Genomic DNA, 22,665 nt, shown 5'->3' on the forward strand with positions numbered 1-22,665 from the left:
CCGGCGCGGGTCCGGGGATCTGACCCGGCCACGGCCGGTCGACGGGCCGCAGGCCCACCGCCCGCTCGCCCCAGGGCACGAGCATCTGGCGGTCGGCCGCCCCGCGACCGCCCTGGAGCACGGGGACCCGCACGGCGTCGTACCCGACCATGGCCTGCACTCGTGCGACCCCGCGCACCACCTGGTCGTCGGCGCCGCCGCCCCACAGTCCGTCGGCATGGTCCCCCGCCGGCTCGACGATCTCGGGGATGAGCCGGACCCGCTCGACCGGCGCGCTGATCGTCGCGCCGAACGTCTTGCGGCTGCGCAGCCCGGACGAGGCCATCCCGGCCTGGAGCTGCCAGTGCACCCGGTCGACGAGGTCGCGGGAGGTGAAGCACCGCGGATGCATCCAGGTGCGCGCCGAGACGCCCAGACCGGCGGCGCCCTCGAACTCCGCCTCGATCCGCACCGACGTCGCCACCAGCTGCCGGTCGGCCAGTCCGGCGACGAACCGCTCGGTCGTCGTGCGCACACTGAACGTCACCGCCTCCGCCGAGTCCAGTGGCGGCTCGAACGAGATCTCGCACGCCAGCTCCGGCGGCGGTGTCCGCGAGGCCAGCGGGGCCGCCTCCGCGCCCTGCGCCCGGCGCCACACGTCGACACCGTAGGCACCGAACCGGTTGCTCACCTCGCCGGCGGAGAGCGCCGCGAACTCCCCCAGCCGCACCAGGCCGAGACGACGCAGCAGGTCGGCGAGCTCGGCGCCCTCCTCGCCGTCATCGGCGAGCACCGTCACGGGCAGCTCGCGCAGGAACTCCGCAGACCCACCGGACGACACCACCACGCACCCCTGCGGGGCCGCCAACCGGGCAGCCCGCTCTGCGGTGTAGAGGTCGTCGGCCACGCCGAACCGGCAGTCCCACACGCCCGCCGCCACGAGGTGCTCGGCCAGCAGCGCCGCCGCCGCCTCCTCGCCGTCGACACCGCCCCGCGCGAAGTAGCGCCCCGGTGCCGGCACCGCCAGGAGACCGGGCCGGAGCGGCGCCACCCCCGGACGGATCTCCTCGACCGCCGCCAGCACCGGCTCGAACCACCGTGCGTCGCGGTCGGGGTTGGCCGTCAGCAGCACCAGCTCGGGACACCGCGCCTGGGCATCGCGGCGCCGCTGGCCACGCCGCACGCCCTCCTCGCGGGCAGCGGCGTTGCAGACCACCACCCGGTTGTTCGCGAGTACGACGGCAGGTGCCGCCGCGCTCACCGGCTCGATCCCCGGCTCGATCCCCGAGGAGTCGGCGGAGTCGGCCAGCTCCATGACCGCCGCGGTCACCGACCAGTCGGGGCACCAGACGACCAGCGTGCGCATGGCCGCTACCCCAGCGCCAGCTCACGACGGAGCACGCCGGCCCCTCGTCGTACCGCGACCTGCACCCGCCGCTCGCGCAGTCGGCCACGGCCATGGCCGATGCCTCGCCAGGTGGTCTGCTCGGCCGACAGCCGCGCCTCGCAGCGTGGCCAGTCGCCGTGCACCACCAGCACCGCGGAGCGGGCGCGGAGCCGGGCGTCGAGAATGGAGGCGGACTTCGCGTCGACGACCGTGGGCGGGCGCAGCACGACCACCTTGAGCACGTCGACCAGCGCGGCGGTGACCTCGAGCCAGTGCTCGCCGGGCGCCGGCACCAGCACGGTGCGGGTCAGCTCGATCCCGAGCTGATGGGCCGCCTGGGCACCGAAGTCGGTCCATCCCGCGAAGCCGACCCACTCCCCGGCCTGCGAGGCGCCGGCAGCCAGCGCCATGGCCAGCGAGGCGGAGTCGACGGCGTAGCTGCCGCCCGTGCGCAGCTGCACCAGGCCGTCGAACATCGGCAGGGTGGGCACGCTGAGCCGGGTCGGCCCGCCCTGCAGCGCGTGGATCCGGCCGCGCAGCTGGTCGATCACGGCGTGCGTGTCGTTCCGCCCCGCGGTGGCGGGGTCGACGACGACGGCGTGGCTCACTCAGACATGATCGAACACTTGTTCGAACAAATCAACTGGGAGGGCTCGGCGCCTCAGTACTTCTGGGCCCAGACCGCGGCCAGCTTGTTCTCGTGCATCTCGATCAGCCGGGACGCTGCCATCCCGACCCTCGCGGCGAGCGTCGACTCCGGCACGGCCGGCACGCTACCCGGAGCGAGCGTGACCGCCCACTGGAACAGTCCGATCGACTCGATCCGCACCAGCCCGTCGCCGGACTCCCCCACCGCGAGGATGTTGTTGCGGGCCGCGCGCCGCGCCTCCTGGCCGAGGGTCTGCGGCGCCCCTTCGCCCCGCACGACCCGGCCGAGCAGCTCGCTCTTGTAGCGGTAGTACTCCTTGGTGCGGGCCACCCACAGCAGCCTGGCCAGCGTCGCCAGCTTCGCCTCGATCCGGTCGTCGGTCGAGTGGCCGTAGTACCCCGGGGCGAACCAGACGTCCACTTGCCGGCGCCCCGTGATCCGGCCGAAGGTGGTCTCGTCCGGCGTCGCCGCCTCGACCACCATGGTGTCGAGGTGCTCCTGCATCGTCTTCACGTCGCTCCTAGACCTCCGGCTCACCGAAGTTGCGCCGGACATTGCCGGGCGTGCTGTCCGCCAGTGCCGGCCGCGGCAGCACGAACTGCCGTGCCGTCTCCTCGCTGTAGGTGTGGTCCGTCGGGTACTGGACCTCGGGGTACGTGCGCGGCCGCGGGCCGTCCTCGGAGCCCTCAGGCAGGACGTAGCCGTTGATCGCGTCGGACATGTGGAGCAGCTGGTCCCGGATGAAGACCTCGTCGTGGATCCACTGGACCTTCATGTCCACGATCGCCTCACGCATCGACTGGTAGATCTCCGCGGGGCTCTCGCCCTTGATGTCGAGCTCCTTCTTCGGCTCGTCGGGGTAGCCGACGATCGCGCCGGTGACGGAGAGCGCGGAGCCCGCCATCGCCCAGTAGAGCGCCGCGGACGTTCCGCCGGTCGCGGGCACCGCAGCCACGGCGACGATCGCGCCGATGATGCTCAGCACCAGTACGGCGTCGGCGGCGTCCTTGCCGCTGTCGTAGTCGTCGAGGGCGGAGCTCGCCTCGTCGATGAGGTTGCTGACGTCCTGCCTCGCCCTCCTCCACATCTCCGCCGACGCCAGGAGGGACGACCGGAGGCTCGCCACGGCACGGAACTCGTGGTGGAACACGCGACTCAGCGGCGGGATGTAGTTGGACTTGAAGGCGTCCGCGGCGATGCCGTTCCAGTCGACGAGGTAGGTGACCATGTCGGGCAGCCGGTCGTAGGCCGCGTGCGGCGGGTACTCCTTGCCGTCCGCCAGGTCGATGTGGCCGTTCTCCCCCGAGAGCAGGGCCAGCACCGGCTCGAGCTCCGTCGCGGCCGCGCGCAGTGCGTCCGGGTCGGGCAGGTCCGCGAGCTCGTCGAACATCCCGGTCATGTCGGCGAACCAGGTCTCGATCTCACCCCGGAAGCGCGAGTCGTAGTCGGCGTACTGCCGGGCCTTCTCCTCGTCGGTCCACTCGTACTGGTCGTAGTCGCCGTTGTTGTAGGCCTGGTAGGCCTGGTACTGCACCTCGAGGTCGACGAACTTCTTCCTCAGGGACTCGGCCTGCTCCCGAACCTTGGTGTAGTCGTCACTCATAGGGGATCTCCTGCTTCCGCCTCTCGAGCTCGCGCCTCACATCCGACTCGGTGTCGGTGAAGTCGACGATGCACAGCCGCATCGCGGCCGCTGAGTCGGCGAGGTTGGTGCCGTTCGTCGTCAGCACCGACGCGACCTGGTCGCGCACGGAGGCCCAGGTGTCGTAGATGCCGTGCGCTCCGCCGACGCCGATACCCGATGGCCGCTCGAGTGCGGCCTTCGGGCTGGCACCCGACAGCGCGGCCGCGGCACTCGTCTGGGCGCCGGCCATCTCGTCCAGGGCCTTCTCCGCGAACCAGAGGTCGTGGAGGTCGACGGCGAGCTCTTCAGGGGTGGGCATGCGATCTCCTCGGTTGCGTCGGTGGGTCAGCCGTTGCTGGACGCCACCGTCACGGTGGCGTCGAAGGTCACGTCCTCGGTCGCGGGAGCGGTCCCGCCGCTCCCGCGTCGGGCGAGGGAGTAGTTATGGGTGATCCCGACCTTCGTCGGGCCGCTGCCGGTCGCTGGCACGGCGAGGGTGCCGGAGTACCCGGCCGAGGCCAGCCTCTCCTCGAGCAGGACGACCGCCCCGTCGCCGGCCACGCTGCCCCTGTGCTCCTCGACGCTGAAGCTGGTGCGGGTGCCGCCGTCCTTCCAGAGGAACGTGGAGGGCTGGAGCGTCAGGTCGAAGACGAGCCAGCTCGCCCCCTCCGCGGACCAACCCAGGTCGGCGACGTACGGCGTCACCGTGGCCGGGCTCGTCCGACAGGCGATCGTGTAGCTCAGCGCGGCCCCCGGCTCGCCCCGCTGGTCCGGGCAGTCGACGGTCGCGGTCCTGACGTCGTACAGGCCCTGCGCGACACCCGCGTCGACCTCGCCGGTCGCGAGGTCGAGCTCCTGCACCAGGCCGTCGTACTCGATCTCCAGCACGGCCGACTGGTCGCCGACGGGCACGAGCACCCAGGCGCTCTCGCCCGACGTCGACTGGGTGTCGACGGTGAAGACGTCTCGCCCCTCCTCGCCGGCTCGGAGCCGCACCTCGGCCGACTGCGGAGTGGTGCCGTGCAGCACCGGGCCGAAGGCGGGCGCCGGCCCGGTGTGCTGCCAGCCCAGCCCGATGTAGGCGGAGCCCTCAGGGGCGTCGTGGTCGGCGTCGTCCTCGGCGTCCTCGGCCGGGACCGACTCGCGGGGCTCGGTCACCGTGAAGGTGAGCTGACCGCTCGGCAGGACCACCTCGGTCTCGGTGCCGTCGAGGTCGACAGTGCCGGCGGCGGGAACCACCGGGTCGGCGCCCGGCGCGCCGTCCGATGGGGACGCGTCGCCGCATCCTGCGACGCCGACCAGGAGAACCGCTGAAGCAACCAGCGTCCGAGCGCGCATCAGGACCCGGAGCTGTTCCCGAGAAGGCATGGGATGACCCTTCCACGCGACGCGCGAGCCAAACCATGCAACTTCCGGGTCAGCGCTTGCGCTTCTCCCGCGGCTGCACCTTGATCTCGATCGGCGTGCCGACGAACCCGAACTCCTCGCGCAGGCGACGCTCGATGTAGCGCTCGTAACCGGCGTCGAGCTTGCCGGAGGTGAACAGCTTGAACGTCGGGTGCGCCACCTGGACCTGCGTGCCGAACAGGATCCGGGGCTGCTTGCCCCCGCGCACGGGGTGCGGGTGCTCGGCGACGAGCCGTCCGAGGAACGCGTTCAGCGCGCCGGTGGAGACTCGCGTCTCCCAGCCCTCGATGGCCCGCTCCAGCGCCGGCACCAGGCGGTCGATGTGCCAGCCGGTCTTCGCGGTGATGTTGATCCGCGGCGCCCACTGCACCTGCACCAGGTCACGCTCGATCTCGCGGTCGAGGTAGAAGCGGCGCTCGCCGTCGACGAGGTCCCACTTGTTGAAGGCGATCACCAGCGCCCGGCCGGCCTCGCGGATCTCCTGCAGGATCCGGATGTCCTGCTCGGCGATGGACTGGCTGCCGTCGAGGACCAGCACGCAGACCTCCGCCCGCTCGATGGCGGTCGAGGTGCGCAGCCACGCGTAGTACTCGTGGCCGGAGGCCTCCTTCACCCGCTTGCGGATCCCGGCGGTGTCGATGAAGCGCCAGGACCTGCCGCCGAGCTCGACGATCTCGTCGACGGGGTCCACGGTGGTGCCGGCGACGTTGTCGACGACCGACCGCTCCTCCCCCGCCAGCTTGTTGAGCAACGAGGACTTGCCGACGTTGGGGCGGCCGACGATGGCGATCCGTCGCGGGCCTCCGACCTCCTCGTCGGCGTCCGCCGGCGCCTCCGGCAGCACCTTGAGCACGGCGTCCAGCAGGTCACCCGAGCCGCGACCGTGCAGCGCGGAGACAGGCAGCGGCTCTCCGAGACCCAGGTTCCACAGCGCGTACGCCTCCGCCTCGGTGCGCTCGTCGTCGACCTTGTTGGCGGTGAGCAGCACCGGCTTGCCGGACTTGCGGAGCACCCGCACCACCGCCTCGTCGGCGTCGGTGATGCCGACCGTCGCGTCGACCACGAAGAGCACCGCGTCAGCGAGGGAGACCGCGATCTCGGCCTGGCCCTTGATCCGCTCCGCCATGCCGCGGGCGTCAGGGTCCCAGCCGCCGGTGTCGACCACCGTGAAGGCACGGCCGTTCCACTCGGCGTCGTAGGACACCCGGTCCCGGGTCACCCCCGGGATGTCCTGCACCACGGCCTCGCGGCGGCCGAGGATCCGGTTGACGAGGGTCGACTTGCCCACGTTCGGACGGCCGACCACCGCCAGCACCGGGGTGCTCCCGGTCATGGGCATTACGGCGTCTTCACTCATTCGGTGTCTCCTACTGGGAGCGGGCCGGGCAGGCTCCGCCCCGTCTCGTCCAGGGCGTCGGCCAGCTGGCTGCGCATGTGATCGCGCAGGGCGGCCGAGGTCAGACGAACATGATCTCGCGTCCGGGGCCACGGCACCGCATCGACGGGCACCGGCTCCCCCACGACGATGTCGAACCGGGCACCGCGCGGCGGCAGCGACCCGCTGGAGCCGCCGGGCTCACGGGTCCCGATGAAGGTCAGCGGGAGGACGGGTGCGCCCGTCACCAGCGCGAGGTAGGCCGCGCCGGTGCGGAAGGTCGCGAGGTCGCCCGGACCGCGGGTGCCCTCAGGGAAGACCCCGACGGAATGACCCTCGCGCAGGACGCGGAGCGCTGTCCGCACCGCCAACGGATCGGCGTTGAACCGGTCGACCGGCACCTGGCCGCCCAGTCGTAGCAGCAACCCGAGCGGACCCTTGAACATCTCGATCTTCGTCAGCGCGTGGACCGGTCGAGGCGCGAAGAGCGCCATCAGCGGACCGTCGATGATCCCGATGTGGTTGGCCGTCACGACCACCGGCCCCGTCGCGGGGAACCGCTCGAGGTGGTGCAGGCGGACGTCGTACCGCCTCCGGATCAGCCAGCGGCCGAGGGGGCGTACCGCGCGAAGCGGCCACTGGGCGGGCTGGCGGACCGCGTCACTGCGCGGGCGCGCGAGGTGCGCGGCTCCGCGGGGGTCGCTCACGCGCGCTCCATCACCAGACCCACGACGAGGTCCACGACCTCCTCGAGGGCGAGGTCGGTGGAGTCGATGTGGACGGCTCCCTCGGCCATGGTCAGCGGTGCCACGGCCCGACCGGAGTCGATCTTGTCGCGAGCGAGCAGCGAGGCCTGTGTCGCGTCGACGTCGGTGCCCCCGTTCTCCAGGGCGCGTCGGGCGGCGCGGGCCGACGGGTCGGCAGTCAGGTACACCTTCACCTCGGCCTGCGGCCAGACGACCGAGCCGATGTCGCGGCCCTCGACGACGATCCCGCCGTCGCCGATGATCTCCCGCTGGAGCGCGACCAGGCGCTCGCGCACCTCGGGCACCGTGCTCACCGGCGACACTGCGCCGTTGACCTCGTCGCTGCGGATCTCCACGGCGACGTCGCTGCCGTCGACCGTGATCGTCGGGTGCAGCGGGTCGGTGCCCGACCGGAGGACCGGGGTGCCCGCCTGCGCCGCGACCGCTGCCGGGTCGTGGACGTCGACGCCGTTGCGGAGCATCCACCAGGTCATCGCGCGGTACTGGGCGCCGGTGTCCAGGTACCGCAGGCCGAGCCGGTCGGCGACGGCGCGGCAGGTGCTGGACTTCCCGGATCCCGAGGTGCCGTCGACGGCGACGACCACGGACGAGGAGTCGGGAAGTGCTGCGTTCACGGCCCGCAGACTACCGGTGAGTCACCCAGCCCTTCGATTCGAGCGCGGCCCGCAGCTCCTCGGCACGCTCGGCCGCGACGTCGAGCTCCACGAGACCGACCGGGCGGCCGGGGTCGTGGTCGATCCGGACGTCCTCGATGTTGACGCCGCTGTCGCCGGCGTCGGCGAACAGCCGCGCCAGCTCGCCCGGGTGGTCCGGCACCGCGACGTGGAGCTCCACCATCGGCTGCGGCGGTCCGCCGTGCTTTCCTGGGATCGCTCGGGTGCCGGCCAGCCCGTGGCTGAGGAGGGACTCCAGGCCGGCCCGGTCGCCGGAGCCCACCGCCTCCAGGAGCAGGTCCAGGCGGTCGCGGACCTCCGCGAGGAGGGCGGCGACGGCCGACGCGTTGCCGCCGATGATCTGGCTGTACAGCTGCGGGTCCCCGCCGGCTACCCGGGTGACGTCGCGGACGCCGGTGCCGGACAGGGCGAGATGCTCCGGCGCGGCGCCGGCGAGGGTGCCGGCGACCAGGGACGCCAGCAGGTGGGGGACGTGCGAGGTGCGAGCCACGGCCTTGTCGTGCTCGGCCGGGGTGAGCCGCACCGGGAGGGCACCGCAGAGCTCGACCAGTGCCTGCACCACGCGGATCGCGGCCGGGGCGGCGCCGGGGCCGGCCGCGATGGCCCACGGTCGGCCGTCGAAGAGGAACGGGTTGGCGGACAGCGGGCCGGAGTGCTCGGTGCCGGCCATCGGGTGGCTGCCGACGTAGCGGCTCGCGGCGGGGTGGCCGGCGACGGCGTCCAGCGGGGCCGCCTTGACGCTGCCGACGTCAGTGACGACGGTGTCGGGGGCGGCGGCGTCCAGCGCGGCTCGGATCGTGGTCCCGAGCCCCGACGCCGTGCGGACGTGCTCGGGGGCGGTGTCGCTGAGCAGCACGTCGAGGCCCGCGCGGCGGCAGGCGAGCGCGATGGAGGTGCCGATCAGCCCGGTGCCGACGATCTCGACGGGGCCGGTGAGCACAGACACGGGGCAAGGTTAGGGGATGCCCCGCTCAGGCCGGCTGGTAGGACCCGAACGACCAGTGGTTGCCCTCGGGGTCCAGCACGCTTCCGCCGCGGCCGCCGTAGTCGTGGTCGACCATCGGCCGCTGGACCGTGGCCCCGGCCGCCACGGCCGCCTCGAAGACTCGATCGGGATTCCCGGTCACCAGGTAGGTCCCGGCCTTGCCGGGCTCGTGCAGCGGGCTGTCCGCGCGCTCGGAGCCGAACATGATCCCGCCGCCCTCCGGCCACAGCCACTCCGCGTGGACGACGTTGCCGTCGTCGTCGCGGAACGTCGAGTGCGCCACGAACCCGATCGCCCCGAGCCACTCCATCATCCGGTCTGCGTCATGGAACGCCAGGCACTGCCAGAGCTGGACGGCGGCTGCGCTGGTCCTCTGCGTCGTTGTCTCGGTCATGCCGTCGAGGATGCGGGGTCGGCGGCGTCGGCGTCTTGAACGAATGGGAACTCCTCGCGCAGCCAGGTCGTCGGCGTGCAGCCGGCGAGTGCGACCCACTCCCGGCTCAGGTGCGGCTGGTCGCTGTAACCGCACCGGGCCGCCACCTCGGCCAGCGGGCGACGACCGACCATCAGCCGGCGCGACGCCTCGAACCGGGCGATGCGCTGCCAGTCCTTGGGGGCCAGTCCGCACTCGGCGCGGACCAGTGAGGTGAGCCGGCGCCGGCTGTACCCGACCTCGTCCGCGACGTCGGCCACTCGTGCGCCTCGGGTGAGCCGGCCCAGCGCGCGGCCCACCTCGGCGCGCGGCGCAGCGTCCCCGTGGCGCGCCGCCAGGGAGGCGAGCGTGCGGTCGACGACGGCGATGCGCGCGTCCCACCCGTCGGTCTGGTGCAGCTGTTCGGGCAGTGCTCGCAGCACCGACGGCACGACGTCGGCCTCGTCGAGGTCTGTCAACGACCCGGAGAGTGCCGCAGCCGGTCGCCCGAGGAGCGCCCGTGCGCCTGGCACAGTGAGGGCCAGCTGGATGCCCCGCTGGCCGCCGTCGTGGTGGATCGCGGCCGGCGCGGTGTGCAGCCCGGAGAGTGACGACCAGCCCGCGTGGAGGGACCCGGGGGCGCCCGCCCAGGACACCCGCAGCGGCTCGTCGAGCGGCAGCACCAGGGTCAGCGTCGTCGATGGGAGGCCGCGGTGCACACCGGGCGCACCGAAGTCCACGTCGTACGGAATCCGCGCGACGACGTACCGTCCGAGCGCTGCCGGGATCGGCGGAGCCGACATCACTCGACCAACCTAGGCCTAGAGCCCGACGAGCTCCAGCAGCGCACCGAGCTCGTCGTCGGTCAGCTCTCGCAGCTGGCCGGTCTTCAGGGTGCCCAGCTCGACGGGGCCGAACCGCGTCCGGCTCAGCTGCCGCACCGGGTGGCCGACCTGGTCGAGCAGACGACGAACGATCCGGTTGCGTCCCTCGTGGATCACCAGCTCCACGATCGACCGGTCACCGGTGGCGTCGAGGAGCCGCGCGCGGCGGACCTGCACCGGTCCGTCCTCGAGCGTCACCCCGGCCAGCAGGTCGCTGACGGTGCCCTTCGCCATCCGGCCGGCCACCTCGGCGACGTAGGTCTTCTCGACCTCGAACGACGGGTGCGCCATCCGGTGCGCGAAGTCGCCGTCGTTGGTCAGCAGCAGCAGTCCCGACGTGTCGGTGTCGAGACGTCCGACATGAAACAACCGGGGCAGAGTCGCTCGCTGAAGGCTCTGCTCGGACACCAGGTCCGAGAGGGTCCGACGGCCCTCCGGGTCGGACATCGTGGAGACCACGCCGCGGGGCTTGTTGAGCACGAGGTACACATGCTCGGAGACCGGCGGCAGCCGCTTGCCGGACACCTTGATCACCGCGACCCGCGGATCGACCTTGGTGCCGAGCCGGGTGACGACCTCGCCGTCGACCTCGACCTCGCCTGCGAGCATCAGCTCCTCGCAGCGACGGCGCGAGGCGACTCCGGACTGGGCCAGCAGCTTCTGCAGGCGGACCAGGCCGTCGTCGTCGACCGCGATCTCGCGGCTCACGGCTCGGGCTCGGGTTCGGGCTCGGGTGCGTTCTCCGTGACCGGCGGTGTGGCTGCGCTCGCCTCCGCCAGCTCGTCCTCCATCTCGGAGAGGTCGGGCAGGTGCGGGGCGAGCTCGGGCAGCTCGTCGATGGAGACCACGCCGATCCGCTCGAGGAAGTACGACGTCGTCCGGTAGAGCGTCGCACCGTGCTCACCGTCGTGGCCGGCCTCCTCGACCAGGCCCCGGTTGATGAGCGTCCGCATGACGCCGTCGACGTTCACACCGCGGACGGCCGAGACCCGGGCACGCGAGACCGGCTGCTGGTAGGCGACCACGGCGAGGGTCTCGAGCGCCGCCTGGGTCAAGCGCGCCTGCTGGCCCTCCAGCACGAAGGCCTCGACGACCGGCGCGAACTCGTCGCGGGTGTAGAAGCGCCAGCCACCCGCGACGTTGCGCAGCTCGAACCCCCGGCCCTGGTCGTCGTACTCCCGAGCGAGGCCGGCGAGCGCCTCGGACACCTCGGGAGCGGGGTAGCCGACGGCGGTGGCGAGAGCGATCTCGTCGAGCGGCTGGTCGGCGACCATCAGGACGGCCTCGAGCGCAGGGCGCAGCGCCGCAACGGGCACGGGCAGGGCCTCTTCGACCTGGTCAGTCATCGCTGTCGTTCTCCTCGGGTTCGGGCGGTGGGGGCGCCCCGTCGAACTCGTCGGTGATGAGCTCGTCCACGTCGACCCCCTCCTCACCGGTCCACCGCACGCTGAGCTCGCCGAGCGGCGTCATCTGGTCGAAGGCCACGGCGCCCTCGCGGAACAGCTCCAGCAGCGACAGGAACCGCGCCACCGTGGTCAGCGTGTCGGGCGAGTCCCCGCAGAGCGCCCGGAACGTCATCGTGCCGCTGCGGCGGAGCCGGTCCATCACGATCCCAGCCTGCTCGCGGACGCTGACGGTCGGGGCGTGGATGTGGTGCAGACTGAGCTCGAGCTCGGGCTTCGGCTGCATCGCCTTGGCGGCCAGTGCTGCGAACTGCTCCAGGCCGATCCCGATCAACACCTCCGGGAGCAGTCCGGCGAACCGGTCCTCGAGGCCCACGGCGCGTGGATACCGTCGTGACTCCGCCTGGAGACGCCGCTCGAGGACGGTGGCCACCTGCTTGTACGCCTTGTACTGCAGCAGCCGGGCGAACAGCAGGTCGCGCGCCTCCAGCAGCGCCAGGTCCTCCTCGTCCTCCACGTCGCCCTGGGGCAGCAGTCGCGCCGCCTTGAGGTCGAGCAGGGTGGAGGCGATGAGCAGGAACGAGGTGGTCTCCTCGAGGTCCGCCGCGCCGCCCGTCAACGCCTTGGCGTGCGCGATGAACTCGTCGGTGACCTGGGACAGCGCGATCTCGGTGACGTCGAGCTTGTGCTTGGAGATCAGGTTGAGGAGCAGGTCGAAGGGGCCCTCGAAGTTGTCCAGGCGGACCTCGAAGCCCGTCCTCGCACTCGGGGCCTCCTCGGTGGTCACCCCAGAATCATGACTCACGAAGCCGTCGAACCAGCGCGGAGCCCTCTCCCTCGGCCTCGAGCTCGGCCAGGACCAGGTGCAGCGCCTCACGGACGACCCGACCGCGGTCCACGACCAGGCCGTGCTCTCCGCGCAGCCGCAGCCGCGCCTGCTCGAGCTCGATCAGCTCGGCGGAGGTGACGTACACGGTGATCTTCTCGTCATGGCGGACCCGGCCGCTGGGGCGCTTCGGCGCGACCTCGGGGGGCTCGGGGGCGTCCGGGACCGCGCGGACCGAGCCGGTGCCGCGGCCCGTCGTGGCGGTCTCGTCCTTGGCCGTCGGACGGAACAGGTCGTCCGCGGCCGGCAGCGTCACGCGTCGAGGCACCGGAGGGCCACCTCCTTCGCCAGCTGGCGATAGGCCTCCGCACCGCTGGAGGCCGAGGCGTAGGAGGTGATCGGCTCGCCGGCCACGGTGGAGTCGGAGAACTTCACGGTGCGCCGGATGACGGTGTGGAACACCTTGTCGCCCCACGCGTGCACCAGACGGTCCAGCACCTCGCGCCCGTGGAGCGTGCGGCCGTCGAACATGGTCCCGAGGACGCCGTCGACCTCCAGTCCCGGGTTGAGTCGCTCCTGGACCTTGTCGATGGTCGACTTGAGCAGTGCGACGCCGCGGAGCGCGAAGTACTCGCACTCCAGCGGCACGATCACGCCGTGGGACGCGGTCAGGGCGTTCACCGTGAGCAGGCCGAGCGACGGCTGACAGTCGATGAGGATGACGTCGTACCGCTCGATCGCCGGCGCGAGGACGCGCTGCAGCGTCTGTTCGCGCGCCACCTCGTGCACCAGCTGCACCTCGGCGGCGGACAGGTCGATGTTGGAGGGCAGCAGGTCCATCCCGGGGACACCGGAGGCGACGACGACGTCGTCGATCGTCGTCTCGCGGTCCATCAGCAGGTTGTAGACCGTGCGCTCCATCTCATGGGGGTTCAGCCCCAGCCCCACCGACAGCGAGCCCTGCGGGTCGAAGTCGACCAGGAGCACCTTGCGGCCGAACTCGGCGAGGGCGGCGCCGAGGTTGATCGTGGTGGTGGTCTTGCCGACACCACCCTTCTGGTTGCACATCGAGATCACCCGGGCGCTGCCGTGCTCGGTCACCGGGCGCGGGTCGGGCAGGAACGGCATCGGCCGGCCGGTGGGGCCGATCTCGCCGGTCGTCTCGACGGTCGCCGGGGCTCCTGTGGTCACCACGGCCTGCTCCTCCATCCGGGGCCGCTCCCGCTCGACCGGGAACTGCAGGGTCTCTGCTTCCTCGGCGCCGAGCGGGACGTGGTTGCCGGGAGCCGGGACAGGCATCCGCGGCGGCATGTCGGGTGCACTGGAACCTCCAAAGAATCCGACCATCGTGCCCTCACCTCGTGTCGTTGCCAGCTGCGGGCCACTTCCCCATGGCCCGGGACACGACCATCCAACAATGTCGACACGGCGACATTGCGACGCCACGCCGCAGTCGCGGGTGCGGCCTCGCTCAGCCCTCCACGCCGGTGGCGTCGTGAGCGGCGCCGACCGGCTTGCTCTCCGGGGATCCACGCTGGCGGAGATAGATCGCGAGCACCGCGAAGGCACCGACGGCGAGGAACTCCGACTGCCAGTTCTGCAGACTCCGCTCCCAGAAGTCGGCTGATAGCCGGCCCAGCCGATCGGGTCCTGGAGCTGCTGGAGCCGGTGCTCGTTGTGGGCGGCCCACCCCGAGACCGACTGAGCAAGCCACGACCCGACGAAGATCAGGCCGACGACGAGGGCGAGGGACGTCGAGTACAGCGACGTCCGCCAGCCGCCGACGCGCGCCCAGCGCGGCGACTCCGGCTTCGCGTGGTCACCCACCATCTGGTCCTCGTCGGACTCGAGACCCGCCTTGTCGAGCTCCTTGGACTCCGGCGAGCCGCGCTGGAGCAGCCAGACGGTGCCCAGGCAGTACAGGAGGAACTGCAGGAACTCGCTCTGCCAGTTCTCCGACACCGCCACCGCGAAGTCCGTCGAGGTGACGTACTCCCACAAGCCGATGGTGCCGAGCTTCTCGCCCACCTGCTCGTCGTTGAAGGACTGCCAACCGGCGAAGGCCTGTCCGACCACGCTGGCGACGAACAGACCCCCGAAGAACAGCCCCAGAGAGTTGTGTCGCAGGAAGGACCTCATGCGTGCCACATCCCCGCCGCGAGCATCAGCGCGAGTCCCGCGACGATCACCAGCACGTAGGCCACGAACATCCAGCGCATCTCAGCCCCCCGCCACCGTGCAGTCGTAGGGCCGGTCCCCCGCGCTCGGCGTGCAGCCCACCGCGGAGACCCGCCAGCCGTCGCGGAACTTCGCGAGGAACGCGGTGTCGGTGCCGAACCGCACCTGTCCCGCGGTGCCGTAGACCTGCACGTCGATCGGCTGGGTCACCTCGGGGACCTCCTCCTCGAGGATCGCCTCCGCGCAGGTCTTGCCGGTCGTCTGCTGGAGCTCGTCGCGGGTCGCCGGGGCGAGCAGGTGGCAGGCCGCAGCCCCGTCGGCGCCGGCGATTGCCGCGTAGAAGGACGTGGCGACGTCCTCGGCTGTCCCGTCCCGGTCGCCCCCGCAGGCGGCCAGACCGAGCCCGAGGAGTACGACGATCGCGAGCCGGCTAGTCGCCGAGTCGACGCATCGCCTCCACCCGGACGACGGCCTCACCGACCTCGTCCGATGCGCCCAGGTCCACCACCGCCTCGACGACCCAGTCGTGGTGGCCCGCGGGATCGTGGAGCGTCTGGGTGACTCGCCACACTCCCCCGGGCGGGTCCTTCTCGACGCTGAACAGGTCGGGGCCGCGCGCGTCGGCGTCGGTGAGCAGGCGGTCATGCTCCTTGTAGTACCCATCGAGCGCCTGATCCCAACGGTCCGAGGTCATGACCGCCTCCCTGGGAGGCTCGGTCAGCTCTGCGGCAGCGACCTCCAGCAGCGCCAACGCGTCCACGTCGTCGCGGGCCACCAGCTCGACGCGGCGCCAGACGGCGTTGCGCACCATCACCTCGAACACCCGTCCCTGCTGGGTGAGCGGCCGGGGAGGCGGCGGCGGCGCGTGCTCGGCGACCGTCGCCGGCACGTGCGCGGGGTCGTTGAGCGCCTCCCACTCGTCGAGGAGCGAGGAGTCCACCTGGCGTACCGTCTCCCCCAGCCACTCGATCAGCACCTCGAGCTCCTCGGTGCGGTGGGAGGCGGGCACGGTCTGCCGCAGGGCCCGGTAGGCGTCGGTGAGGTACCGCAGGACCAGTCCCTCGGACCGGGCGACCTGGTAGCGGGAGACGAGATCGGCGAAGCCCATGCCCTGCTCCCACATCTCCCGCACGATCGACTTCGGCGCCAGCGCGTCCGGCGACAGCCACGGATGACGCTCCCGGTAGGTCTCGAACAGCGGCTCCAGCAGCTCCGCGAGCGGCTCGGGCCAGGTGATGTCCTCGACCAGGGCCATCCGCTCGTCGTACTCCACACCGTCGGACTTGAGCGCCGCGATCGCCTCGCCGCGGGCGGCGTGCCGCTGGGCGAGCAGCACCGGCCGAGGCGCCTCGAGCGTGGCCTCGACGACGGAGACCACGTCGAGGGTGAACGTGTCGGCCTCGGGGTCGAGGACGTCGAGGACCGCGAGCGCGAAGTGGGAGAGCGGCTGGTTGAGCGCGAAGTCGACCGGCAGCTCCTCGGTGAGGACGTAGCGACGACCGTGCTCGTCCACCTCCTCCAGACGGGTGAGCACGCCGGATGCCACGAGGCTGCGGGCCAGGCGCACGGCGCGCTTCGCCAGCCTGAGCTGCGTCCGCCGGTCCTCGTGGTTGTCCATCAGCAGCCGTCGCATCACCGGGAACACGTCCTCCTCTCGGGAGAGCACGTTGACGAGCATCGCGTTGTCGACCTTCATCTGCGACTTCAGCGGCTCGGGCCTCCCCTCCACCAGCTTGGTGAAGGTCTGCTCGGTCCACACCACCGTGCCCTCGGGCGGCTTCCTCAGCTGGGGCTTCGACTTCCGCTTCGCCTGCTTCTCGGCGCTCATCGCGGCGTTCTTCGCCTCCGACTTCGCCTTGGCCCGCTCGTTCTCGATGGTGTGCTCGGGCGCCTGGACGACGACGTAGCCGGCCGTGTCGTAGCCCGCCCGGCCGGCCCGGCCGGCGATCTGGAGGAACTCGCGGCTGCGGAGCACCCGCTGTCGGGTGCCGTCGAACTTCGCGAGCCCGGTGAACAGCACGGTGCGGATCGGCACGTTGATCCCGACCCCGAGCGTGTCGGTGCCGCAGATCACGGTCAGCAGGCCGGCCTGGGCGAGCTGCTCGACCAGTCGGCGGTAGCGCGGCAGCATACCGGCGTGGTGGACGCCGATCCCCTGCCGCAGCAGCTTGCTCAGGGTCTTGCCGAAGCCGGCGGCGAAGCGGACGCCCGCGATCCGCTCGGCGATCTGCTCCTTGCGCTCCTTCGGGACGACCTTGTCGAGCCGGGTCGGGCCGCTGAGGAGGGACGCCGCGTGCTCCACCGCGGCGGCCTGGGTGAAGTGCACGACGTACACCGGGCCCTGGCCGGTGGTGACCAGCTCCTCGAGCGTCTCCGTGAGCGGGGTGACCGACCAGGAGAAGCTCAGCGGCACCGGGCGCTCGGCGTCGGCCACGACCGCCGTCTGCCGCCCGTTCCGCCGGGCCAGGTCCGTGGCGAGGTCGCTGACCTCGCCCAGCGTGGCGGACATGAGCAGGAACTGCGCGTCCGGCAGCTCGATCAGGGGCACCTGCCAGGCCCAGCCCCGGCCGGGCTCGCCGTAGAAGTGGAACTCGTCCATCACCACCATGCCGACGTCCGCGCGGGAGCCCTCACGCAGCGCGATGTTGGCGAGCACTTCGGCGGTGCAGCAGATGATCGGGGCATCGGCGTTGACGGCGACGTCACCGGTCAGCATCCCCACGTCGTCGGCCCCGAACACCGCGCACAGGTCGAAGAACTTCTCACTGACCAGCGCCTTGATCGGAGCGGTGTAGAACGTGACCCGGTCCTCGGCCAGCGCCGCCATGGTGGCCGCCACGGCCACGAACGACTTGCCCGAGCCCGTCGGCGTGGCCAGCACGACGTTCTCCCCTGCCAGGAGCGCGAGGATCGCCTCCTCCTGGTGCGGGTACAGCGTCAGCCCCTGCGCCTCGGCGTGACCGAGGATCCGGTCGTAGGCGATGTCGCCGGCGTCGCTGCCCTCAGGCATCGCGGGCCCGGGGGTGCGCGGTCGCGAAGACCTCACGCAGGTTCTCCACCGTCACGAGCGTGTAGATCTGCGTCGTGGTGACCGAGGCATGACCGAGCAGCTCCTGCACCACTCGGACGTCGGCGCCGCCGTCGAGGAGGTGGGTGGCGAAGGAGTGGCGCAGGGTGTGAGGTGAGACGTCCCTGGTGACACCGGCGCGATCCGCCGCCTTGACCAGCACTGCCCACGCCGACTGCCGGGACAGCCGACCGCCGCGGGAGTTCAGGAAGAGCGCGCGCGCATCGGTCGAGACCAGGGCCGGTCGGCCACGGACGAGGTACGACGAGACCGCCTCCCGGGCATAGGAGCCGACCGGGACCAGGCGTTCCTTGCCGCCCTTGCCCCGCAGCAGGACGGTGCCCGAGCCGCCGGCCTCCGGGTCCTCCACGTCGACGTCGTCGACGTCCAGACCCACCGCCTCGGAGATCCGTGCGCCGGTGCCGTAGAGCAGCTCGAGCAGCGCCCGGTCCCGCAGCGCGAGTGGGGTGTCGGGGGCGCCGGCCGCGTCGAGGATCGCCTCGATGTCGGAGAGCGGCAGCGCCTTCGGGAGCCGCTTGGCCGGCGTGGGCGGACGGACCCCGGAGGCGGGGTCGACGGTCGCCAGCCCGTCGGCGACGGCGAACTTGTGGAAGCCCCGGACGGCCACGATCGTGCGGGCCGCCGACGACGCGCTCAGCGGCTGATGATCGGCATCCCCCTCGCGCAGCCACATCAGGAACTCGGTCACATGAGTCTCGGTGACCTGGTCGGGACGCTCGACGCCCAGGCCGGCGAGATGGGTCAGGTAGCGTCGCAGGTCGCGCCGGTAGGAGCTCAGGCTGTTCGCGGCCAGGCCCTTCTCGACGGTGAGGTGATCGAGGTAGGTGCGGACCGCCCGTTCGAGCGGGGTCATCGGCACAGTCAGGCCAGCACCGTCTCGATGTCCACCGCAGGGATGTCCACGGCCGCTCCCACGGCGAGGTGCGTGATCTGGCCGGCATGCGTGTTGAGCCCGAGGGCGAGCGCCCGATCGTCGCGACAGGCCTGCAGCCAGCCCTTGTCGGCCAGGGCCACCGTGAACGGCAACGTCGCGTTCGTCAGCGCATAGGTCGAGGTGTTCGGCACCGCGCCCGGCATGTTCGCGACGCAGTAGAAGGTCGAGCCGTGGACGGTGTAGGTCGGGTCCGCGTGCGTGGTGGGCCGGGTGTCCTCGAAGCAGCCGCCCTGGTCGACCGCGATGTCGACGAGCACCGATCCGGGCTTCATCCGCGCCACGAGGTCGTTGCTGACCAGCTTCGGCGCGGCTGCGCCGGGGATCAGCACGGCGCCGATGACCAGGTCGGCCTCCATCACCTGCTGCTGGATCGCGAGGGCCGAGGAGGCGAGGCCGTGGACCCGGTTGTTGTACCGCCAGAAGGACATCCGGAGCTTGTCGAGGTCGGTGTCGAGCAGGGTCACGTCGGCGCCCATGCCGAGGGCGATGTTCGCGGCGTTCTGCCCGGCGACACCCGCCCCGATCACGACGACCTTGGCGTTCGCGACGCCGCCGACGCCGCCCATCAGGACCCCCCTGCCGCCCTGCGCCTTGAGCAGCTCGTGCGCGCCGACCTGGGGCGCCAGGCACCCCGCCACCTCCGACATCGGGTACAGCAGGGGCAGCCCGCCCGACGGGAGCTGCACGGTCTCGTAGGCGATGGCGGTCACCCGGCGGCGTACCAGCTCCTCGGCCAGGCGCTTGTCGGCGGCGAGATGGAGATAGGTGAACAGCACCTGCCCCTCGCGCATCCGGTGGTACTCCTCCGCGACGGGCTCCTTGACCTTGACCACCAGGTCGGCCGCGGCCCACACCGCGTCGGCCTCGGCGAGGATCGTGGCACCTGCGGCGACGTACTCCTCGTCCGGGATGGAGGAGCCCACCCCCGCTCCGGCCTGGACGACGACCTCGTGGCCGTGCGCGACCAGCTCGTGCACGCCGACCGGCGTGAGAGCGACGCGATACTCGTGATTCTTGATCTCCGCTGGGACGCCGATACGCACGGAGCCGATCCTATGCCTGCGGGGTACGGCGACGGCGAGCGTCGTAGGCGAGCACCGCGATCGCGAGCGGCCCCTCCTGCATTCGGCCGTCCAAGATCGCCTCCACGACGTCGTCGAACGGCGCCCACACCACCTCGATGTGGGCCTCCTCGTGCTCGACCACGAACTCCGCGGGCCGGTCGACCGGTCGGAGGTCGCGGGCGAGGTAGAAGTGGTGACGCTCCCCGCTGATCCCGACCGTCGGGTAGGTGCTGATCAGGTGCTCCCAGTGGCCCGCCTCGAGCCCCGCCTCCTCGGCCAGCTCGCGACGCGCGGTCTCGACCGGGTCCTCACCGTCGACGTCGCAGATGCCCGCCGGGAGCTCGACGAAGGTGCCGCCGCCGGGATGGCGGTACTGCCGGATCAGGCAGACCCGCTCGCCCTCCGGGGAGGCCGGGTCGCCGTCGAGTGCGAGCGCCATCGCGGCGCCCGGGTGCTCGACGACGAGGCGACCGAAGGACACTTCCGGCTCACCCGGCGGGTGGATCCGGTCGCGGCGCAGCGCCACCACCCACGCGTCGCGATGCAGGTCGGTCGACTCGACGACCGGCCAGTGGCCCGGGGTATCGGCGAGCGTCACTCCGCGTCGGCCTGCTCGACCTGCGTGACCGACTCGTCGATCGGCACCTCGATCGGGAACCGGAGCTCGCGCTGGCGGTCGATCGCGGCACCGATCAGGCCCGCGAACAGGGGGTGCGGGCGGGTCGGCCGCGAGCGCAGCTCGGGGTGTGCCTGGGTGCCGATGTAGTAGGGGTGCACGTCGCGGGGCAGCTCGACGAACTCGACCAGGTCGAGATCGGTGTTGACGCCGGAGAACAGGATGCCGGCGGCCTCGAGCTGGTCGCGGTAGGCGTTGTTGACCTCGTAGCGGTGGCGGTGACGCTCCTCGATCACCTCGGCGCCGTACACCTCGTGGGCGATGGAACCCTTCGCGAGCCTCGCCGGGTAGAGGCCCAGGCGCATGGTGCCGCCCAGGTCGCCACCGCCGTCGACGATGGACTTCTGCTCCTCCATCGTCGCGATCACCGGCTCCGGGGTGTCCGGGTCGAACTCGGTCGAGCCGGCCTTGGTGAGTCCGAGCTCGGTGCGGGCGTACTCGATCACCATGCACTGCAGGCCCAGGCACAGGCCGAGCGTCGGGATGCCGTGCGAGCGGGCGTAGCTGAGCGCACCGAGCTTGCCCTCGAGGCCGCGGATGCCGAATCCACCGGGGACGCAGATCGCGTCGACGTCGGAGAGCTGCTTCGCGGCACCCGACTGCGTCTCGCACTCGTCGGAGGGCACCCACCGCAGGTGGATTTTCGCCTCGTGCGCGAAGCCTCCCGCTCGCAGCGCCTCGGCGACGGAGAGGTAGGCGTCGTGGAGGTCGACGTACTTGCCGACGAGCGCGACCGTGACGTCCTCCTTGGGGTGGTGCACCCGGCGGAGCAGGTCGTCCCAGATCGTCCAGTCGACGTCGCGGAAGGGCAGGTTGAGGCGGCGCACGACGTAGGCGTCGAGACCCTCGCGGTGAAGCACCTTCGGGATGTCGTAGATGGACGGCGCGTCGGCCGCGGTGACCACGGCCTCCTGGTCGACGTCGCACATCAGCGAGATCTTGCGCTTGATGCTGTCGGGCAGCTCGCGGTCGGCGCGGCACACGATCGCGTCGGGCTGGATGCCGACCTGCCGCAGCGCGGCGACGGAGTGCTGGGTCGGCTTGGTCTTCAGCTCGCCGGACGGTCCGATGAACGGCACCAGCGAGACGTGGAGGAAGAAGCAGTTGTCGCGGCCGATGTCGTGGCGCACCTGACGCGCGGCCTCGAGGAACGGCAGCGACTCGATGTCGCCGACGGTGCCACCGACCTCGGTGATCACGATGTCCACCGCGTCATCACCGGTGCCCTGGCCCATGGCCAGGATCCGCTCCTTGATCTCGTTGGTGATGTGGGGGATCACCTGCACCGTGTCGCCGAGGTACTCGCCCTTGCGCTCCTTGGCGATGACCGAGGAGTACACCTGACCGGTGGTCACGTTGGCGATCTGGTTGAGGTCGGTGTCGAGGAACCGCTCGTAGTGCCCGATGTCGAGGTCGGTCTCGGTGCCGTCGTTGGTGACGAAGACCTCGCCGTGCTGGAACGGGTTCATCGTCCCGGGGTCCACGTTGAGGTACGGGTCGAGCTTCTGCATCGTCACGCGCAGGCCGCGCGAGCGGAGAAGCCGGCCGAGACTGGAGGCCGTGAGCCCCTTGCCGAGCGAGGAGGCGACGCCACCGGTCACGAAGAGGTGCTTGGCCTGAGGACCGCTATGGGGCGCGATGTTCACGGGATTCCATCCTACGTGGTCGAGCGTCACCCTGCACGTCGGCGCGCCATCTCGCGGAGCTCTCGTGCGTGGGCGAGGGCGGTGTCGGACTCCGCCAGCCCCGCGAGCATCCGGGACAGCTCCCGCTCGCGACCCCCGTCGTCGAGAGTGACCAGTCCGGAGCTGGTGACGCTGCCGTCGCTGGACTTCTCCACCAGGACGTGCCGGTCGGCGAAGGCCGCGACCTGGGGCAAGTGGGTCACCACGAGCACCTGGGCGCTCTGCGCCAGCTTGGCGAGGCGTCGGCCGATCTCCACGGCGGCCGCTCCCCCGACGCCCGAGTCGACCTCGTCGAACACGAACGTGGGGACCGGGCTGGTCCCGGCGAGGCAGACCTCGACCGCCAGCATCACCCGCGAGAGCTCACCTCCCGAGGCGCCCTTGTGGAGTGGACGCGGCTCCGAGCCGGTGTTGGCGGCGAGCAGGAGCTCGACGTCGTCGAGGCCGCTGCGGCTGAAGCGGACCCAGGTGTCATCGACCTTCAGCAGGTCGGCCGGCGGATGAGCCGCGTCGACGGGAGGGGCGACGACCCGGCGGGTGACCGCGACCGTCAGCCGGGCGTGCGGCATCGCCAGCAGCGCCAGCTCCTCGGTCACGGCCTTCCCGAGCCTGCGCGCCGCCTTCGCCCGGGCCTCGCTCAGCTTCACGCCGGTCGCGGCGAGCTCGGC

At 71.6% G+C, this 22,665-nt stretch carries 23 protein-coding genes and 2 pseudogenes; all 25 read right to left on the reverse strand.

The window, feature by feature from the left end:
• Window positions 1–1,345 (reverse strand): DNA polymerase Y family protein (locus tag E7Z54_RS09785; RefSeq protein WP_136433233.1); only part of this gene is annotated, 1,345 nt, incomplete at its 3' end.
• A gap of 5 nt (window positions 1,346–1,350) precedes the next feature.
• Window positions 1,351–1,974 (reverse strand): hypothetical protein, encoded by a 624-nt coding sequence (locus tag E7Z54_RS09790; RefSeq protein ID WP_136433235.1) that lies wholly within the window; start codon window positions 1,972–1,974, stop codon window positions 1,351–1,353.
• Window positions 1,975–2,027: 53 nt separating this feature from the next.
• Entirely contained in the window at window positions 2,028–2,528 is a 501-nt protein-coding gene (locus tag E7Z54_RS09795) for a hypothetical protein (RefSeq protein WP_136433237.1), read from the reverse strand.
• A 7-nt stretch (window positions 2,529–2,535) separates the two neighbouring features.
• On the reverse strand, window positions 2,536–3,618 hold the full coding sequence (locus E7Z54_RS09800) for a hypothetical protein (protein WP_136433239.1): 1,083 nt from the start codon (window positions 3,616–3,618) through the stop codon (window positions 2,536–2,538).
• Entirely contained in the window at window positions 3,611–3,958 is a 348-nt protein-coding gene (locus E7Z54_RS09805; RefSeq protein WP_136433241.1) for a hypothetical protein, read from the reverse strand. The genes E7Z54_RS09800 and E7Z54_RS09805 overlap by 8 nt, the downstream gene beginning before the upstream one ends.
• A gap of 26 nt (window positions 3,959–3,984) precedes the next feature.
• Complete coding sequence (locus E7Z54_RS09810; protein WP_136433243.1) at window positions 3,985–5,007, reverse strand: hypothetical protein; 1,023 nt, start codon at window positions 5,005–5,007, stop codon at window positions 3,985–3,987.
• Between the two features lie 49 nt (window positions 5,008–5,056).
• Window positions 5,057–6,403, reverse strand: coding sequence for a ribosome biogenesis GTPase Der (der, locus tag E7Z54_RS09815; RefSeq protein WP_136433245.1), 1,347 nt, complete (start codon window positions 6,401–6,403; stop codon window positions 5,057–5,059).
• Window positions 6,400–7,128 (reverse strand): lysophospholipid acyltransferase family protein, encoded by a 729-nt coding sequence (locus E7Z54_RS09820; RefSeq protein ID WP_136433247.1) that lies wholly within the window; start codon window positions 7,126–7,128, stop codon window positions 6,400–6,402. Before E7Z54_RS09820 ends, der begins: the two co-directional genes overlap by 4 nt.
• Window positions 7,125–7,802 (reverse strand): (d)CMP kinase, encoded by a 678-nt coding sequence (gene cmk, locus E7Z54_RS09825; RefSeq protein WP_136433248.1) that lies wholly within the window; start codon window positions 7,800–7,802, stop codon window positions 7,125–7,127. Before cmk ends, E7Z54_RS09820 begins: the two co-directional genes overlap by 4 nt.
• 10 nt (window positions 7,803–7,812) lie before the next feature.
• On the reverse strand, window positions 7,813–8,808 hold the full coding sequence (locus tag E7Z54_RS09830; RefSeq protein ID WP_240769604.1) for a prephenate dehydrogenase: 996 nt from the start codon (window positions 8,806–8,808) through the stop codon (window positions 7,813–7,815).
• Window positions 8,809–8,833: 25 nt separating this feature from the next.
• The gene (locus E7Z54_RS09835) at window positions 8,834–9,241 is read right to left on the reverse strand and encodes a VOC family protein (RefSeq protein WP_136433250.1); all 408 of its coding nucleotides are present in this window, start codon (window positions 9,239–9,241) and stop codon (window positions 8,834–8,836) included.
• On the reverse strand, window positions 9,238–10,062 hold the full coding sequence (locus E7Z54_RS09840; RefSeq protein ID WP_136433252.1) for a helix-turn-helix domain-containing protein: 825 nt from the start codon (window positions 10,060–10,062) through the stop codon (window positions 9,238–9,240). The genes E7Z54_RS09835 and E7Z54_RS09840 overlap by 4 nt, the downstream gene beginning before the upstream one ends.
• An 18-nt stretch (window positions 10,063–10,080) precedes the next feature.
• Window positions 10,081–10,851 (reverse strand): pseudouridine synthase, encoded by a 771-nt coding sequence (locus tag E7Z54_RS09845; protein WP_136433254.1) that lies wholly within the window; start codon window positions 10,849–10,851, stop codon window positions 10,081–10,083.
• The gene (gene scpB / locus E7Z54_RS09850; protein WP_136433256.1) at window positions 10,848–11,489 is read right to left on the reverse strand and encodes an SMC-Scp complex subunit ScpB; all 642 of its coding nucleotides are present in this window, start codon (window positions 11,487–11,489) and stop codon (window positions 10,848–10,850) included. The genes E7Z54_RS09845 and scpB overlap by 4 nt, the downstream gene beginning before the upstream one ends.
• Window positions 11,482–12,333, reverse strand: coding sequence for a segregation and condensation protein A (locus E7Z54_RS09855; RefSeq protein ID WP_206056114.1), 852 nt, complete (start codon window positions 12,331–12,333; stop codon window positions 11,482–11,484). The genes scpB and E7Z54_RS09855 overlap by 8 nt, the downstream gene beginning before the upstream one ends.
• A 7-nt stretch (window positions 12,334–12,340) precedes the next feature.
• Window positions 12,341–12,700 (reverse strand): hypothetical protein, encoded by a 360-nt coding sequence (locus E7Z54_RS23745; RefSeq protein ID WP_206056115.1) that lies wholly within the window; start codon window positions 12,698–12,700, stop codon window positions 12,341–12,343.
• Window positions 12,685–13,581 (reverse strand): ParA family protein, encoded by an 897-nt coding sequence (locus tag E7Z54_RS09865; protein ID WP_240769606.1) that lies wholly within the window; start codon window positions 13,579–13,581, stop codon window positions 12,685–12,687. The genes E7Z54_RS23745 and E7Z54_RS09865 overlap by 16 nt, the downstream gene beginning before the upstream one ends.
• Window positions 13,582–14,055: 474 nt before the next feature.
• Window positions 14,056–14,511: pseudogene (locus tag E7Z54_RS24260) on the reverse strand (DUF6766 family protein); the annotation flags it as partial.
• Window positions 14,512–14,592: 81 nt separating this feature from the next.
• Window positions 14,593–15,027, reverse strand: a complete 435-nt coding sequence (locus tag E7Z54_RS09875; protein ID WP_240769605.1) for a hypothetical protein — start codon at window positions 15,025–15,027, stop codon at window positions 14,593–14,595.
• Entirely contained in the window at window positions 14,981–17,560 is a 2,580-nt protein-coding gene (locus E7Z54_RS09880) for a DEAD/DEAH box helicase (protein ID WP_136433261.1), read from the reverse strand. The genes E7Z54_RS09875 and E7Z54_RS09880 overlap by 47 nt, the downstream gene beginning before the upstream one ends.
• The gene (gene xerD, locus E7Z54_RS09885) at window positions 17,553–18,491 is read right to left on the reverse strand and encodes a site-specific tyrosine recombinase XerD (protein ID WP_136433262.1); all 939 of its coding nucleotides are present in this window, start codon (window positions 18,489–18,491) and stop codon (window positions 17,553–17,555) included. Before xerD ends, E7Z54_RS09880 begins: the two co-directional genes overlap by 8 nt.
• 8 nt (window positions 18,492–18,499) lie before the next feature.
• The gene (gene ald, locus E7Z54_RS09890) at window positions 18,500–19,615 is read right to left on the reverse strand and encodes an alanine dehydrogenase (protein ID WP_136433264.1); all 1,116 of its coding nucleotides are present in this window, start codon (window positions 19,613–19,615) and stop codon (window positions 18,500–18,502) included.
• A gap of 10 nt (window positions 19,616–19,625) precedes the next feature.
• The gene (locus E7Z54_RS09895) at window positions 19,626–20,234 is read right to left on the reverse strand and encodes an NUDIX domain-containing protein (RefSeq protein ID WP_136433266.1); all 609 of its coding nucleotides are present in this window, start codon (window positions 20,232–20,234) and stop codon (window positions 19,626–19,628) included.
• Window positions 20,231–21,958, reverse strand: a complete 1,728-nt coding sequence (locus E7Z54_RS09900) for a CTP synthase (protein ID WP_136433268.1) — start codon at window positions 21,956–21,958, stop codon at window positions 20,231–20,233. Before E7Z54_RS09900 ends, E7Z54_RS09895 begins: the two co-directional genes overlap by 4 nt.
• 26 nt (window positions 21,959–21,984) lie before the next feature.
• Window positions 21,985–22,665: pseudogene (locus E7Z54_RS09905) on the reverse strand (DNA repair protein RecN); the annotation flags it as partial.

It is taken from the genome of Nocardioides sp. (assembly GCF_004803405.1).
GTDB lineage: Bacteria > Actinomycetota > Actinomycetes > Propionibacteriales > Nocardioidaceae > Nocardioides > Nocardioides vastitatis.

Excerpts from the sequence above, each read along its gene's own strand:
- E7Z54_RS09800 (WP_136433239.1), bottom strand. The coding sequence starts at position 3,618 with ATGAGTGACGACTACACCAAGGTTCGGGAGCAGGCCGAGTCCCTGAGG.
- E7Z54_RS09805 (WP_136433241.1), bottom strand. The coding sequence starts at position 3,958 with ATGCCCACCCCTGAAGAGCTCGCCGTCGACCTCCACGACCTCTGGTTC.
- E7Z54_RS09810 (WP_136433243.1), bottom strand. The coding sequence starts at position 5,007 with ATGCCTTCTCGGGAACAGCTCCGGGTCCTGATGCGCGCTCGGACGCTG.
- der (WP_136433245.1), bottom strand. The coding sequence starts at position 6,403 with ATGAGTGAAGACGCCGTAATGCCCATGACCGGGAGCACCCCGGTGCTG.
- E7Z54_RS09835 (WP_136433250.1), bottom strand. The coding sequence starts at position 9,241 with ATGACCGAGACAACGACGCAGAGGACCAGCGCAGCCGCCGTCCAGCTC.
- E7Z54_RS09840 (WP_136433252.1), bottom strand. The coding sequence starts at position 10,062 with ATGTCGGCTCCGCCGATCCCGGCAGCGCTCGGACGGTACGTCGTCGCG.
- scpB (WP_136433256.1), bottom strand. The coding sequence starts at position 11,489 with ATGACTGACCAGGTCGAAGAGGCCCTGCCCGTGCCCGTTGCGGCGCTG.
- E7Z54_RS09865 (WP_240769606.1), bottom strand. The coding sequence starts at position 13,581 with ATGGAGGAGCAGGCCGTGGTGACCACAGGAGCCCCGGCGACCGTCGAG.
- E7Z54_RS09880 (WP_136433261.1), bottom strand. The coding sequence starts at position 17,560 with ATGCCTGAGGGCAGCGACGCCGGCGACATCGCCTACGACCGGATCCTC.
- xerD (WP_136433262.1), bottom strand. The coding sequence starts at position 18,491 with ATGACCCCGCTCGAACGGGCGGTCCGCACCTACCTCGATCACCTCACC.